This is a genomic window from Paucibacter sp. TC2R-5 (genome assembly GCF_025717605.1).
GTDB classification, from domain to species: Bacteria; Pseudomonadota; Gammaproteobacteria; order Burkholderiales; family Burkholderiaceae_C; genus Paucibacter_A; species Paucibacter_A albus.
Map to the genome: position 1 here is coordinate 1 of NZ_JAJIRQ010000019.1, position 15,832 is coordinate 15,832.

The following is a 15,832-nucleotide window of genomic DNA, read 5'->3' on the forward strand; positions in this document are numbered from 1 at the left end:
TCTACTCGCCTCGTGGCGAAATTTTAGTAGGCTTAACGCATTCTACCTATGGGGTTGCCGGCTTAGTAAGAATGCAAGTTGTGCAAGACTCGCTTGAGTACATAAAGGTTAATATTGTTCAAGACCTTTGTAGCGGGGGTGTAGACACAGAAAAATTGCTGCGCAATCTTAGAGATTTTGTACCGCCTGATATGAAAATTGAAATAAATATTGTGGACGACATTGAGAGGCTTCCTTCAGGGAAGACTCCTTTTGTAATTCAGAAAATAGCTGGGGACGTGAGCTTCCCCTGAAAACGGTCAGCCTTTTGTTGCCTGGGCGGCTTGATATTGGTGAGCGCTAGCTACTAAACCAAGGCGCCCGCCTCGATGCGCAGCTGCCGCTGGCAACGCTGGGCTATTGCCGGGTCATGCGTCACCAGCACCAGCGTCGTGCCAGCCTCGCGGTTGAGCTCGAACATCAGCGCCATCACTGCCGCCCCGGTTGCGAAATCCAGGCTGCCAGTGGGCTCATCGGCCAAGAGCAGGGCCGGCCGCATCACGAATGCACGCGCCAGTGCCACGCGCTGCTGCTCGCCGCCCGAGAGCACGCGCGGGTAATGGTTTAAGCGCTGTGACAGGCCGACGCGGCCCAAGATATGCGTCGCCAGCGCGCGCGCATCGCGGTCGCCGCGCAACTCCAGCGGCAGCATCACGTTTTCCAGCGCGTTCAGATTCGGCAGCAGCTGAAAGCTCTGGAACACAAAGCCCAGCTCGGCACCACGCACCGCGGCGCGCTCATCCTCATTCAGCACGAACAAGTCCTGCCCACGCAAGCGCACCGTGCCGCTGCTGGGCGTGTCCAGCCCGGCCAGAATTGCCAACAAAGTGCTCTTGCCCGAGCCGGAGGCGCCGACGATGGCGACCGACTCCTGGGCCGCGAGCGAAAACGTGATGTCATGCAGAATGGTCAGCTCGCCGGAGGCGTCTTGCACCTTTTTGCTGACCCGGTCGACTTCAACAATATTGACGGACATGGAACTGGAAACCCAAGTGATGACATCGAGACGGCGAGATTGCTGCGCGTACTTTAGCGCCTTGGCCTTGAGCTGGCTGGCGCCGGGCTTTGTTGAGGCTGCAGAAGCCAAGACAGCGCCGCTGATCCTGGTGGTAGGAGACAGTCTATCGGCCGAATATGGGCTGGCGCGCGGCCAAGGCTGGGTGGCCTTGTTGGAGCAGCGTCTTAAAGAGAAGAAGCTGCCACAGCGTGTGATGAACGCCAGCATCAGCGGCGACACCACGGCCGGCGGGCGCGCCCGGCTAGGCGCCCTGCTGACGCAGCACAAGCCCAGCGTCGTCATCATCGAGCTGGGCGGCAACGACGCGCTGCGCGGCCTACCCTTGGCCGCGAGCCTCGACAACCTCACGGCGATGACGCGTGCGGCCAAAGCGTCCGGCGCCAAGGTGCTGCTGCTGGGCATGCAGGTGCCGCCGAACTACGGTGCCAGCTATGGGCGTGAATTCGCCGGCTTGTTCGAGCGCGTTGCCAAAGAGGAAAAAGCCGCGCTGCTGCCCTTTTTGCTTAAGGGCGTGGCCGACCGGCCCGACGCGATGGACTGGTTTCAGTCCGACCGCATCCACCCGCTGGCCAAGGCCCACCCCCTGATGCTCGACCTGGTGTGGCCGAAATTGCAGCCCTTGCTTTGATTAGCGCTCGACTTCACTCCGACGGCGTTCGCCGTTAGCCCGCTCGCCGCCAGAGCGCTGGCCTTCCTCGGCGCGGTTGCGCCGCGGGCCTGCATCCTCTTGGCGCTGCGGATGCGCAGGGCGTTGCACCTCGGGCTGCGGGCGCGGCGCAGGCATTTGCACCTGGGGCATGGGCATGGGCTCAGCTGCGCGCTGACGTTCGGCTGGGCGCTCTATTGGACGCTCTGTTGGCCGCTCTGTTGGTCGTTCGAACTGACGCTCGATTTGACGCTCCGCTGGGCGCTCGAAACCCGGCGCCCTGCTGGGCCCCTGTCGCTCGCGCATTTGCTCCATCGCCCGGTCGGCGGCTTGGCGCACCTGTGAAGGGGACTGCATAACATCCTGGCGCTGCTGCTGTTCCTGCCGCTCCAAACGTTCAATCCGATCGGCTCGCTCTTGACGCTGAACGCCTTGCTGGGCCTCGTTGCGGACCTCCGGCACAGGCAAGGCCCGCGCCGTTGCGGGCGCCCCGCTGGCATCGGGCAGTTGCTGCCGAGCACGCTCGCGGGCTGGGTCTCGGGCTTGCTCGCGGGCCTGCGTAAGAACCGGGTCGCGCTCCCGATCCCGCTCATGTTCACGGCGGCCGAGGTTTTCGCTGCGCCAAGGCATGTCCGCCGGCGCTGGCTTGACCTGTGCCTCGTTGGCGCCGCGCGCAGGCAAAACCGGCATCAAATCATTGCGAGCCGGCGCAACCGGCAAGGGCCGCACCGGCCGAACTTCGCCTACCGGCATGGCGCGCACAGGCCCACCCTGGCCGGGCAAATAGCTGACGGCGCCCACTACATCGCGGTTGCTGTGCGGCCGCTTCACGGTGACCGGATCGGGGTCGATATTGATGCGGTGATTGTGTGCGGGGCTATGGCGGTAAGGCGGCACATAAACCTCGCGCGGGCCCAGCGGGTACCAGCCGTAGTAGGGCCTGTTGTTATAGCCATAGCCGCCACCAACGCCGACCGACACGCCGCCCACCCAGGCCACCAAGGCCGGCGCGTAGACCGGGTTGCTCACATAGCGGCCCGGTGACCAAACCCAGCGCCCACCGTAAGTGACCCAGCGGCCGTAGTGAAACGGCGCATAGCCCCAGGGCGCGTCGTCCACCCAAGTCCACCCCCAGTGACGCGACCAGGCCCAGCGGCCATAGCGGTAAGGCGCCCAGTCAACCGCCACGGCGGTTGGAATCCAGACATTGCCGTATTCGCTGGACGACTCCCAGCGGCCATGCCGGTCCAGTTCATCCGCACCCGTCATCTCGGGCGACACATAACGCTGACTCACGCCGGAGGCGAAGCGGTCCCCTTCGGCCCGGCTCTGCGCCAGCAACCATTCGCCGAAGCTGTCGCTGCCCAAGCGCTGGCGCTCGGTGCGCGGGCCGCCGGCCCACCAAAATTCGGCCTGCTCGCCGTTCTGCAGCCACACCGGCTGGCTGCCTTCGCCACGCTCAAACTCAAAGCGCAGGCGCCCCTTGAAGGCGAAGCCACGGCTGCCTCGGTCCATCTGTTCGACCCGGTACATGCCCTGCTGTTCGGCGTAGAACCGCCCTTCGCGGGTCTGCACCTTGTACTCACTGACGGCCGCTTGCGAGCGCAGGCTCAGGCCCATATCCCCTTTGGCCAACATCAGCAACACGCGGCCTTCATCGAGTTGGCTGAACTCCAGATCGCTGCGCTCATCCAACCACAAGCTGGTCGAGCCCACCGTCAGGCTGACGCGGGCGCGCTCATCGGTGCGCAGGCGGTCGCCCTCGGCGACGGTCTGGTTGCGCGTCACGCGTACCCATTCCTTGCTCTCGGCGTCAAACAGCCAAGCGTCCCCGATCACCTCGGCCACCCGCCCGGCGCGCGCCGGTGGATCTCCTTCGGCGGCCTGAGCAGCCCTGACGGGAGCGGCCAACAGACCGATCAAGATCAAGGCGGGGACAAACAATCGTTTCAATGCGGCGGCAAGCATGGGGAGCTCCTTCAGTCGCGTACTAACGCCTGACGCGACGCTTAGGCCGACCGCCTTTACAAACTATTGCAAACCCTCAGTCATCGGCATTCGGGTCCATTTCAGGAAACAACACCGAGGTGAAGCCGAATCGACTGAAATCCTTGATCCGCGATGGGTACAAGACGCCGACCAGATGGTCGCATTCATGCTGCACGACGCGGGCATGAAAACCGTCGGCCTCACGCTCGATCGGCTGCCCGTCAGCGTCAAAGCCGCTGTAGTGCAGACGCTCGAAGCGCTCCACGACGCCGCGCAGGCCCGGCACCGACAAACACCCCTCCCAGCCCTCCACCACCGCGTCAGACAGCGGCGTGATGGTCGGGTTGATCAAAACGGTGGGCAGTACAGGCGGCGCCTCCGGGTAACGCTCATTGCTTTGAAAGCCAAAAATCACCAGTTGCAGATCCACACCGATCTGCGGCGCGGCCAAGCCGGCGCCGTTGGCGGCCTTCATGGTCTCGAACATATCGGCGATCAAGGCCTTCAGCTCAGGCGTGCCGAACTCGGTCACCGGTTTGGCCACCCGCAGCAAGCGCGGGTCACCCATCTTCAAAATCTCATGCACGGCCATGTCTGTCGTCCTCTGCGCTATCGTGGACGCATTCTAAGGAGACACTTGTGCAGCCTGACTACCTCGAAGCTCTCGGCCACGGCATTTACGCGATTGATACCGGCTTTCAGCGTCCACGCTTCGACGCCGCCTATTTGCTGGTCGAAAACGGCCGCGCCGCCTTCATAGACACCGGCACCAACCACGCCGTACCGCGCTTGCTGGCGGCGCTGGATCAACTGGGCCTGAGCCCGTCAAGCGTCGACTGGGTGATTCCCACCCATGTGCATCTGGACCATGCCGGCGGTGTCGGGCTCTTGATGCAGTCGCTGCCGCAAAGCAAGCTACTGGTGCACCCGCGCGGCCTGCGGCACATGATTGACCCCACGGCTTTGTTCGAGGGCGCGCTGGCTGTCTATGGAGTGGAGGAAATGCAACGCTCTTACGGCGAGCTGCAGCCAGTGCCGCCCGAGCGGGCGCAGGCCAGCTTTGATGAGCAAACCATCTCACTGGCCGGCCGACCTTTCCTGCTGATCGACACCCCCGGCCATGCCCGCCATCACCATTGCATCTGGGACGCGCGCAGCCGAGGCTGGTTCACCGGCGACACATTTGGCCTGAGCTATCGCGAATTCGACACGCCACAAGGCGCATGGCTGATGCCCACCAGCACGCCGGTGCAGTTCGACCCGCAAGCGCTGCGCGCTTCGGTGCAGCGGCTGATGAGTTTTGAGCCCCAGGCCATGTATCTGACGCACTTTGGCCGCATAGGCTTTGAGCAGCAGGATCTGCCGCGCCTGGCTGCGCTGCTGCTGGCGCAGGTGGACGAAATGGAGGCGCTGGGGTTAAGCCTCCGCCAAGCACCCGATCGGCATGAGCAACTGAAGGCCGGCCTACGCGCGCTCTACTTGCGCCGCTTGCATCAGCATGGCTGCCAATTGCCGCCCGATCAACAGGCCGCACTGCTGGACATGGACATTGAGCTCAATGCGCAGGGCCTGGCGGTGTGGCTAGACAAGGCCAGCGCCGCCTGAACCCCAAGATCAAGCCTTGTAGTAGTCTCGGTACCAGGCCACAAACTTGGCCACCCCGTCCGGCACCGGCATGGCCGGGCGGAAATCGGTCCAGGCGGCCAGCTCTTCCACATCGGCATGCGTGGCCGGCACATCGCCGTCCTGCAGCGGCATGTAGTTCTTCTCGGCCACTTTGCCAACCGCCTTTTCAATCGCCTCGATGAATTCCATCAGCTTGATTGGCGCGTGGTTGCCGATATTGAACACGCGGTACGGCGCGTTCGAATGCGCCGGGTCGCTCTTCATCGCGTCATAGCCCGGCTCCGGCGTGGCCACCCGGTCCAGCACCCGCACCACGCCCTCGGCGATATCGTCCACATAAGTGAAGTCGCGCACCATATTGCCGTGGTTGAACACATTGATCGGCTTGCCGTCGATGATGGCCTTGGTGAACAAGAACAGCGCCATGTCCGGCCGGCCCCAAGGCCCGTAAACGGTGAAGAAGCGCAGTCCCGTGGTCGGCAGGCGGAACAGATGGCTGTAGGTATGCGCCATCAGCTCATTGGCCTTCTTGGTCGCCGCATACAGGCTGACCGGATGATCGACGCTGTGATGCTCGGAGAAAGGCATCAGCGTGTTGCCGCCGTACACGCTGGAGCTTGACGCATAGGCCAGATGCTCGACCTTGTTATGCCGGCAGCCTTCCAGGATATTGGTGAAGCCGACGATATTGCTCTCGATATAGGCGTGCGGGTTCTCGATCGAATAGCGCACGCCGGCTTGCGCGGCCAGATGCACCACACGGTCAAATTTCTCGGTCGCGAACAGCTGGGCAATGCCTTCCTTGTCGGCCACGTCCATCTTGACGAAGCTGAAACCCTTCAGCGGCGTCAGCCGAGCCAAGCGGTCGAGCTTGAGCTGGGGGTCGTAATAGTCATTCAGATTGTCCAGACCAACCACTTGGTCGCCGCGCGCCAAAAGCAATTGGCTGACATGCATGCCGATAAATCCGGCCGCGCCGGTGACGAGTACTTTCACGAATGCTTTCTCCTGGTGTCGGGCGGGCACTTTGAGCCCGCTAGCGCGATGGGGCGCCAAACGCGCCCTAATCCGACATTCTCGCCGATGCTCAACAGCGCATATGGCCCGTGTTTTAAATCCTCACAGCCCTACCTGTGCAGACCTTCACGCCTGGAGCCGCAGAATCATTGTTTGATCGACATATTCGCCTCTTAGAATGCCCCACCTCCAATGCAGTTCAACGCAATTCAAAGGGACCTATACCCCATGACCAAGCCTTGCATTCACCTGATCGCCGGCGCACGCCCCAATTTCATGAAGATCGCGCCGATCGTGCGGGCATTGCAGGCCGATGGCCGCTTGGCCTGGAAGATCATCCACACCGGCCAGCATTACGACCGCGACATGAATGAGGTGTTCTTCGAAGAGCTCGGCATCCCCGCCCCCGATGTGCGCCTGGGCTGCGGCGGCGGCAGCCATGCCGAGCAAACCGGCAAGATCATGGTCGCGTATGAAGCGCTGATCGCCGCCGACAAACCCGCCGCTTGCCTGGTGGTGGGTGACGTCAATTCCACCGCCGCCTGCTCCATCGTCGCCAAAAAGGCTTGCGTGCCCGTCGCGCACGTTGAAGCCGGCCTGCGCAGCGGCGATATGTCCATGCCCGAGGAAATCAACCGCCTCGTCACCGACGCCATCACCGACTGGTTCTTCGTCACCGAGCCCAGCGCCACAGAGCATCTACGTCGCGAAGGCCGCGACATGAGCGCGGTTTACGACGTTGGCCATGTGATGGCCGACAACGTGTTGTTCCAGGCCCACAAACTTGAAACCACCGACACCTCTGGCTTCGAGACCGAAGCCTTCAAGCGCCAGCACCCCAAATACGGCGTTGTCACCCTGCACCGCCCCAGCAATGTGGACAGCGCAGAAGCCTTGGAGCGCATCGCCACCGTGCTGCGCGCCGTCTCGCCCGAGTTGCCCCTGGTCTTCCCGGTGCACCCACGCACCCGCGCCAATATCGAGAAGTTCGGCGTCAACCTGGGCGCCAACGTCACGCTGATGGGCCCGCAGGCCTATATGTCCTTTTTGCACCTGTGGAAAGACGCCGTTGTCGTCCTGACCGACAGCGGCGGCCTGCAAGAAGAAACGACAGCGCTGGGTGTCGCCTGCATCACCATGCGTGAGAACACCGAGCGCCCCATCACCGTGGACGAAGGCAGCAACGTCTTGGCCGGAACCGACCCCGCCGTCATCATCCCGTTGGCGCTCGATACGATCAAAAACGGCGGCAAGAAGGGCCGCCGCCCTGCCCTGTGGGACGGCAAATCTGCCGAGCGGATTGTGGCGATCTTGGCGGAGAAGCTGGTATGAGCAATAGCCGCATTCAAATGATGGGCTGCTCCATCGACAACCTGACGATGGCCGAAACGGTGCAAACCATCGAAGGTTTCATCGCCAGCGGCAAGCCGCATCAGCATGTCGTCGTCAATGTCGACAAGTTGGTCAAGGCCCAAAATGACCCTGAGTTACGTCAGATCATCAACGAATGCGCGCTGATCAACGCCGACGGCATGCCCGTCGTTTGGGCCTCGCGCCTGCTGGGCAAACCGTTGAAGGAACGCGTTGCTGGCGTCGACTTGTTTGAAGCCTTGATGGCAGGCGCTGCCGAAAAAGGCTGGCGCGTCTACCTGCTCGGCGCCAAAGAAGAAATCGTCTCACGCGTACGAGACATCTACAGCCACAAATACCCCAAGCTTGTATTTGCCGGCTATCGCAACGGCTACTGGAAGCCCGAAGAAGAGGCCGGCGTGGTCGAGCAGATCACCGCAGCCAAGGCCGACCTGCTGTTTGTGGCCATCAGCTCACCCAAAAAAGAGCAGTTCCTTGGCGCCTACCAGTCGCAAATGAAGATCCCCTTCGCAATGGGCGTGGGTGGCACTTTTGATGTGGCCGCAGGCAAGGTCAAGCGTGCACCGGTATGGATGCAAAAGACCGGACTGGAGTGGTTCTACCGCTTCCTGCAAGAGCCGCGCCGCATGTATCGACGCTACTTCATCGAAGACATGGCCTTCTTCGGGCTGCTGCTCAAGGAATGGCGGCAGCGGGGTTAAGAGCTGCTGGCATAGCGGCGAAACATGTATCTCAGTTTCAGTGCCGATCAAAGCCGGGCCGCGACCAAGTCGCCGCCCGGCTTTTTTTGTTTGTTTCACGTTCATCTCACTCTGACCGATGCGTAGTAGCCATTCGCAGGCTTTCGGCCTTCCTTTGTTTCCATTGCTTGCAATTGCCTGCGCTCAAGTGCGACGTTTATCACTAAAGACAAAACGCCTTTTGCCGACAATGGCTACACCAACCTTTCCGACTTTGTGACCGCTGCGGGATCAGCCCGCAACCCTCCAGAGCCCCAAATGCATAAGCTTGGTCAACTAGCGAGAAGTACCGCACCATGAAGCACCAGCCCCAGTTCAGCAGCATCCGCCCCAGCGCAGCACCCCGCCTCAACACCTTGGCCAGCTTGATGACAGCTTGCGCACTGCTCAGCGCCTGCGGCGGAGGAGGAGGCTCAGGCACGACTGATGCACCTGCCGCTGCAGTGACACCAAGCGGCGAAGCCTCTGGAGCGATGGCGACTGCACAAAGCGCCGCCACCCAAGAACAGGCTGCATCGGACGCAGCCCCGGCAATTGTGAGCGCCGCAAGCGCGCCACCGACAGCGACACCGGACGTAAAGATTGCTGCGGCTCCCACAACTGGCGCGGCGAGCACTGTAGCGCCGGCAAGCTCCGGGCCATCACAGCTAGCTACGACGAGCCCGAGCACCACCGCAACGACTAATCCAGCCCCGACACCGGCGCCCGCAGCGGCCCCTGTAGCGGCTCCGACAATTGCACCAGCGCCTATTGCGGCGCCGGCACCTGCGCCAAAACCCGCGCCAGTTCCAGCTCCCGTAGTCGCGCCAGCCCCTGCGCCTGTCGTAACGCCGGCACCTGCGCCAAAACCCGCGCCAGCTCCAGCCCCCGCTCCCGTAGTCGCGCCGGCCCCTGCGCCTATCGTAACGCCGGCACCTGCGCCAAAACCCGCGCCAGCTCCAGCCCCCGCTCCCGTAGTCGCGCCGGCCCCTGCGCCTATCGTAACGCCGGCACCTGCGCCAAAGCCCGCGCCAGCTCCCGTAGCCGCGCCATCGCCAGCGGCACCTGCCACCACTATTCTTCACGGCACCGGCATGCCTGCTGACTCAGCCGCAAATTGCACACCAACCTTATACACTGATTTTGTAGACATGACCCAGTGGCATGTTCGCAGACTACTGCCGGCCGACTGCGCAATAGTCAAATCAAATACTCCTATTTTTTCTTGGACACAACCCGGAGACAAAGATCCAGCGGTGCCATGGACATTTAATCTTCGGCGCGCAAATGGCACGATTGTTAGCACCAACAACCCAACCACTCCAAGAATTCTCATCAGCAGCCCGACCTTGCCGGCTGGAGATTACCTTTGGGAAGTCTCATACACAACTACAACAAAAAAGGTTGTGACAAGTGCTGTGCGCAGGTTCAATATACCTGCAACGGCGGGGCTCATTAATTGGCCAACAGGTCAAGCTTTCGCTACCTCGGTAAAGAACAAATCCCGGCCGCGCCTATTGCCAGCAGGCAGCAGCTTTAGCTCTATCGCAGCGACAGCTAAACTAGGTGAATACAAGGGAGCATTCGAAGCGCTTAACAATACGGCAATTAATGCCCGCACCGCGCCAATGCTAGTGGAGCCAGCCACAACAAGAGCATCCTTTACATCCACATCCAGTTATGTTTCAAGCTTAAACAACCTTAAAAATGACGTAGTATTTGAGAGAACCCGCATCGAAGCCCTCGGATTAATGGGTGAATTTTCTGGAAAAACGGAATACACAACAGCAGGGATAAATCGTTTACTCAACCTGGCGAGTTGGTCACCGACCGGCATTAGTAGTGAAGCAAACCAAGACCAAGCCAATCGGGAAATATATTTAGCCCTCGCCCAAGGTCTGGACCTGTTTAGTGCGCACTTAAAGCCAGACCAAGTTAGCACGATCGTGACGGCACTGAAAGACAGGCTATCCCAGGCCCAATTGAGCATCAAAGCAATTGATGCCTACCCCTATCATCCACACGCGTTGTCAGCAAGCCAATATGTATTGGAAGCTCTAATGTATTCTGCAGGAACAGCAGGCTTCCCGGAAAGCGAGAAAATGCTGGCAAGCGCCTATGAGACCTTACTCAGCACCATTAATACATTCCAAACTGACGACGGAGGATACGGCAACGGCGTAGCATATGGTTGGTATACCATGATTCGCCTGCCTGAGACAATTGCCGCCATGCGAATCATGGGTAACATTGACCTAACCCAGCATCCTGCCGTTGGTCAATTTGGCAATTTCTTGGTTGCCTTCACCGCCCCAAATGGCTTGCATCCGAGCGCATTTGGGGATGAATCAAATGTAGAGAATAACTATCAACGATATGCGTGGCAAGGATTTCGACTGTATGCAACCCTGACCCGGAACCCAGTGCATGAATGGTATTGGCGCGCCGATGCAGGCAATATTAGCAAAGTTTCTTACCCAGGTGCGTGGCCCTTCATGACGCTAGGACTGAAGCTTGCGCCTCTTGCACCCGTTGCGCCGACAAACTCTTCCTGGTTCTTCCCGGATGCAGGACTCGCCGCCCTTCATAGTACCTCTGGCAGCCCACTCCGCAGCAGTGTACTCTTCCGGTCCAGTCGCTTCGGCAGCTTCAACCATTCATATGCGGATCAAAATAGTTTCAGTTTGATCTCGAATGGCAAAGCCCTCCTAATCAGTGGCGGCTACTATCCGTACTATATGTCGCCACATCACGCAACAGTTACTCGGTCTACCCGCTACAAGAATGCCTTGACCGTTGATGGCGGCCTTGGCCAAGCCGAGCCTTTAGCGGCTGCGATCACACCGGGGAAGCCCATCGAATCAATGGACACCCCTGGTCGGATCATGAACGCTTACGACAACGGGCAATGGGCTGTTGTGACTGGCGATGCAGCGCTAGCCTATCGCACCTATGACTCTGGCACAAAGAGCTGGAAGCCCCTCCTTGACGACGCCATGAGGAGCATCGCCTATCACCGAGCAACCAAAACAACAGTGATTTACGACTGGGCAACAAGCGCTAAATCCCGGCGCTGGGAGCTGAACTTCAATTCACAAAGCGCCTTCGCGCTAGATGGAACGACAGCTCGCGTGACAAACGGTGTCGCCACGGCGTGCATTGACATTTACGGCGCGCCAGGGGGCTTTGTTGCATCTAAGGGCTTTAGCGTGCCGCCAGAAATCACTGCAGCCGATCACTATCAGCTTCGCTTCAGCACCAGCGCAGTAAGCCCTCGCCTAGCTGCAGTTACCGTGATTCGAGAAAACTGCGGCGCCCCATCAGCCAAAGTCACGTTCACAAATACAACAAAGGCAACTGTCAACATATCTGGAGCAAGTACCTTGAGCTTTGACCAAGCGACAGTTGAAGTGCCGTAAGCCCCGCAACATGCCCGTCGTTGGGCTGATGTGGCCGTTGGCGGCTGAATTGTGATCTGCCTTGCGCCGACAACTTAGCTAACAAGTTGTCGGCTGCTTGCGTTGGCGGGTGGTGCCGTCATAAGTTGAAATATCTGTACCTTATGATCTGCACCGATCATTGCCACAACGGCAAGCACCAAGCTGAATTTACAGATAGCAAAAACTCAGATAATTGCGGCAGCCGCTGCTAGGGCATCCACTCCCATTTCATCATTCATGTGCGGCAACAAATCTATCAACGTGAGCCCCTTAGACTTGTCGACCATCGTTGTTATGGGGGCAGCGCAAGCATTTACTGCGCACCACGCCCGCGGACGGCAAGCGCGGAGCGCCAATAAAGCGAGGCGCTGCGAAGGCCTTAACGCACGACAGCTCCTTGAACTTACCACGCATAAGCAACGGTTCGCAGTCGCAGGCGCAGGCGCCCGAACGAGCGATATTTACCCAGGCGCCTTGCTCCGCGCGTCCAAGTCGGCGACTCGGGAGGAGAAGGACACTCCTGTTACCGCGCCAACAACGAGCACGAGTCAAAAGGCAGAAGAGCAAACGCACGGGCAGCAAGACTGCACCCGTGGGGGCGTGCCACGCAGGCCGAGTGATGATGAGTGGCTCCACGTCAAGAAATGCAAGGATGACGCCGCGTAGCAGAGAAAACATCGAAGCAAGGCAGCGCGATAGGAAGACCATCAAGATGTCGAGCGAAAACAGGCTCAGAGGAGCGCCATAAAGGCTGCAACTGGGTGGTCACAAGATAAAATTCAAACCGCTGCAGACCCGCAATCAAATAATCAAATAATCAAAAATTCTTCATGAAAAAAATATTGCTCATCAACTCAACAGAAGGGTTTCTCTCTGGATTTGTTGAACACATTCAGCACGAGCACGGAGTGGAAAACATCAACGAATTCGTGATGCCAAAAGTACCAAGGGTATTTTGCTTTCAAGGAGCTTACGCTAGAGCCATATTGGTTCAAATAATATATTTCTTTGTTTTTCTTGCGAACATATTTAAAATTACGTCAAAGAACAACGTAATTATTTTAAACGGCAATGGCGTCACACCTTCATTCATGGCGTGCAGCGCGATTGCCAAAATCATCAACCCTGATATAAAAATAGTGGTTATTCACTATTTTCTCAATAATTTGAGAGCAAGCGGCCTAGTGATGAAGGCCATCAAGTTTCTATTCAACAAGAAATACACATGCCTCATTGCGCTGACTTCCGATGACCAGGCGTATTTTCGGGCCCTAATCCCAAAAGCCACCGTCCTTTTCCACCCGCTTTGCCTTTACGACCATAAGCCAGAAAATTTCGTAAAGGAAACCTCAAATGATAGCTATATCTTTTCCGGCGGAGCGACAAATCGAGACTATGACACGCTTGCGAAAGCCGCGAGCCATGTCGATGCAAAATTTGTGGTCATTGCCGGGAACTCGAATGAAATATCGGATGTCCCAAGCAATTTGACGCTGCTTAGAAATATTGCAAAGCCGGATTTTTCGCGGTACTTGTCGAATGCGGCCTTTGTGGTCATCTCCCTCAAACTGCCGGTAGGCTCTTCTGGCCATATGGTGGCGTTAAGCGCAATGTCTTGGGGCAAGGCCATCATATATACGGATGCCTCGTGCCTGAATGACTACTTTGACGCTGATTCAGGGCTGAAGTTCAAGCTTGGAGATGCCGCCGACTTGGCAGACAAGATCAATCTCCTTTTGTCGAATCCAGACGAAGTTGCTCGACTTGGCGCCCACGCCGCGCGTCGGTTCGATAAACACTTGAAGGAAGATGTTTTCTACAACTTTCTCGCGACAGTGTGCATGAAATCATAGTTGCCAACTTGCGGCCGACTCCTGGTAATCACCACATTCTCAAGTGCAGCCGACCCACTCCGGGCTAGCAAAAAAATGCGTGAAATAGCCTGCCTGACAACATCAACTCGAAAATCCAACAAGTGGGCTGACTCCTTTTATAAAATTTGGCGAAAACCCGCTAATTAGCTTGAGATTTCGAATACATGAGTTACCTGAATCTAAAACACGATTTTCTTTTTTTTGCTCGTCATTCACTTAGAAGAAATGCGCTCGCTAAGCGTCGGTCGACTGGTTTAATCAACCGTGAGCGATTGCCTTGGAATGAAATTAGAAATCGCCAAGAGATTTTGCTACGGAATAGTTTGACTGCGGCGCAGCGCCAATTACCTCGCTACAGTGCAATGCCACCCCCACCGAAGGAGGGCGATGTATTCCATTGGTTCCAAAATCATTGGCCAGTAATAGGCAAGGCCGATTTGATTGCTGGGCGCACCGAGTTTTACCCCAATCAGGGGCGACGCCGGCCTTGGTGGCCAGCGGGCAAAACAAGTGGGACGTCGGGCGCACCACTTGAGGTATTCCGCAGCCTGAACGCGGTTGTTTGGGAAGAAGCTTTTAATCTGCAGTTGTGGGCGTGGGCGGGCTTTAAACCGGGTGACACGCAGGCCGTTTTGCGCGGGGATCAGGTAGTGGACCCAAAGCAAAAGACACCGCCTTTTTGGCGCTGGGACAGGTTCGGTCGACAACTTTTTTTGTCCAGCCGGCATGTGGCCGCTGGAAACGTGAGCCTTTTGATGAATGCCCTTCAAGCCTCCGGCGCCCAGTTCTTGCGGGCCTACCCATCATCCAGTTTCGAATTGGCGCGGTTGGCAGATCAGCAGGGCTTGACACTGCCCCTGCGATCTGTGGTGACCGGATCCGAGCCGTTGTATCCTCTGCAGCGCGAAATGCTGGAGCAGGTATTTTCTTGCAAGGTGTTTGATTTTTACGGTATGGCCGAACGCGTGGCCTATGCCGCGCAATGCGAGCATGGCCACTATCACTTGAACCCAGAATATTCCTGGGTTGAGATATTGGATGAGCACGACAAGCCCACTGACGATTTCGGGTTTGTGGTTGGTACAACGTTTCACAACGATGTGATGCCTTTGCTTCGGTATCGAATTTCCGATCAAGCCCGCTGGGTAAAGGGGACTTGCACCTGCGGGCGCAGTTATCCGCGCATTGAGTTGTCCTCAGGCAAGGTCGAAGACCAGCTTTTCGATCGAGAGGGCACAGCGGTAAGCGCCAGTGTTATTACCTTTGCCTTTAAGGGCTTAGCCAATATTCGTAAATCGCAAGTTGCGCAATTAGGTTTGGGTGAATGGGAGGTTAGAGTGGTGCCCGAGACTGGATTCACAGAAGGTGACTCACAAGCCTTGCTGGCAAATATTGAGCATCATGTCAGCGACAAAATCAAAGTAAAAGTGCGCTTGGTCGATGACCTGGCGCGCTTGCCGAGCGGCAAATTCAAATGGGTATCGCAGGAGTGGCCAGGCGCCCGCCGTATGTAACACGGCTGCTTTTCATTAGTACTTTACCGATAAATAATTAGGAGAATGGTTTGATTGCGCGAATAATTGTTAGAGCATTCGGATCGGTCTGGCGATTGAAGAAGCTTTGCAGCGAAGCCAATCAGCCTGTCATTAAGAAAATTTTGATAGCCATATACGGGCTATACCAATACGAGTGCAATAGCTCCATTGCCTGGAATTCAATATTTAAAGGAGAGCCTTGCTTGCCTCATGGCATAAAGAGTATATTTGTTTCGGGGGGGGGCTGTGATCGGTAAAAATTGTGTTATTTTCCAACAGGTAACGATCGGCTCAAATACTCTGATTGACTCCAAAGGCCGAGGGGCTCCAACAATAGGGGATAATGTATACATTGGAGCTGGAGCAAAAATAGTAGGAAAAGTTACTATAGGAAATAACGTTAGAATAGGCGCAAACGCCGTGGTCTATAAAGATGTTCCTAGCAATTCAGTGGTTTTTTCTGGCGAACAGAGAATGTTAACGAAAGATAAAGTCCTCGATAATCATTTCTACAGTCGAAATGGTGGTTGGATCTATTTTGACGACGGCAAATGGGTT

Annotated in this window: 13 protein-coding genes; 9 read left to right on the top strand and 4 right to left on the bottom strand. The window is 57.7% G+C overall.

The genetic code is table 11. The features are described 5' to 3' along the window. A partial coding sequence (locus tag LNV08_RS22605) for a hypothetical protein (RefSeq protein ID WP_263536006.1) occupies nt 1-293 on the top strand: 293 nt, incomplete at its 5' end. Between the two features lie 53 nt (nt 294-346). Here the strand turns inward: LNV08_RS22605 and LNV08_RS22610 are convergent. Next, complete coding sequence (locus LNV08_RS22610; protein ID WP_263536007.1) at nt 347-1,015, bottom strand: ABC transporter ATP-binding protein; 669 nt, start codon at nt 1,013-1,015, stop codon at nt 347-349. A gap of 19 nt (nt 1,016-1,034) precedes the next feature. On the opposite strand from LNV08_RS22610, the gene LNV08_RS22615 reads away from it, so the two are divergent. Beyond that, on the top strand, nt 1,035-1,685 hold the full coding sequence (locus LNV08_RS22615) for an arylesterase (RefSeq protein WP_263536008.1): 651 nt from the start codon (nt 1,035-1,037) through the stop codon (nt 1,683-1,685). On the opposite strand, the gene LNV08_RS22620 is transcribed toward LNV08_RS22615, so the two are convergent. Beyond that, nucleotides 1,686-3,671, bottom strand: coding sequence for a DUF6600 domain-containing protein (locus LNV08_RS22620; RefSeq protein WP_263536009.1), 1,986 nt, complete (start codon nt 3,669-3,671; stop codon nt 1,686-1,688). It lies immediately after the preceding gene. A 76-nt stretch (nt 3,672-3,747) separates the two neighbouring features. Further along, nucleotides 3,748-4,284 carry a peptide deformylase gene (def, locus tag LNV08_RS22625; RefSeq protein ID WP_263536010.1) on the bottom strand — a complete coding sequence of 179 codons (537 nt, stop codon included), beginning with the start codon at nt 4,282-4,284 and terminating at the stop codon, nt 3,748-3,750. A gap of 47 nt (nt 4,285-4,331) precedes the next feature. Here def and LNV08_RS22630 point away from each other — a divergent pair, with 47 nt between their 5' ends. Continuing rightward, on the top strand, nt 4,332-5,297 hold the full coding sequence (locus LNV08_RS22630; protein ID WP_263536011.1) for an MBL fold metallo-hydrolase: 966 nt from the start codon (nt 4,332-4,334) through the stop codon (nt 5,295-5,297). A gap of 9 nt (nt 5,298-5,306) precedes the next feature. Here the strand turns inward: LNV08_RS22630 and LNV08_RS22635 are convergent, their stop codons facing one another. Next, complete coding sequence (locus LNV08_RS22635; RefSeq protein ID WP_263536012.1) at nt 5,307-6,314, bottom strand: NAD-dependent epimerase; 1,008 nt, start codon at nt 6,312-6,314, stop codon at nt 5,307-5,309. 249 nt (nt 6,315-6,563) lie between these two features. Between LNV08_RS22635 and wecB the strand changes: the two genes are divergently transcribed. The 6 genes from wecB to LNV08_RS22665 all read left to right on the top strand — a co-directional run. Continuing rightward, nucleotides 6,564-7,667 carry a non-hydrolyzing UDP-N-acetylglucosamine 2-epimerase gene (wecB, locus tag LNV08_RS22640; RefSeq protein WP_263536013.1) on the top strand — a complete coding sequence of 368 codons (1,104 nt, stop codon included), beginning with the start codon at nt 6,564-6,566 and terminating at the stop codon, nt 7,665-7,667. After that, the gene (locus tag LNV08_RS22645; RefSeq protein ID WP_263536014.1) at nt 7,664-8,407 is read left to right on the top strand and encodes a WecB/TagA/CpsF family glycosyltransferase; all 744 of its coding nucleotides are present in this window, start codon (nt 7,664-7,666) and stop codon (nt 8,405-8,407) included. The genes wecB and LNV08_RS22645 overlap by 4 nt, the downstream gene beginning before the upstream one ends. Nucleotides 8,408-9,576: 1,169 nt before the next feature. Continuing rightward, the gene (locus tag LNV08_RS22650) at nt 9,577-11,844 is read left to right on the top strand and encodes a heparinase II/III-family protein (RefSeq protein WP_263536015.1); all 2,268 of its coding nucleotides are present in this window, start codon (nt 9,577-9,579) and stop codon (nt 11,842-11,844) included. Nucleotides 11,845-12,695: 851 nt separating this feature from the next. Continuing rightward, nucleotides 12,696-13,718 (top strand): glycosyltransferase, encoded by a 1,023-nt coding sequence (locus LNV08_RS22655; protein ID WP_263536016.1) that lies wholly within the window; start codon nt 12,696-12,698, stop codon nt 13,716-13,718. A 185-nt stretch (nt 13,719-13,903) separates the two neighbouring features. Further along, nucleotides 13,904-15,253: a phenylacetate--CoA ligase family protein gene (locus LNV08_RS22660; protein WP_263536017.1), complete on the top strand. Its 1,350-nt coding sequence runs from the start codon at nt 13,904-13,906 to the stop codon at nt 15,251-15,253. 267 nt (nt 15,254-15,520) lie between these two features. Next, on the top strand, nt 15,521-15,832 hold a 312-nt coding region (locus LNV08_RS22665; protein WP_318014146.1), incomplete at its 3' end, for a serine O-acetyltransferase.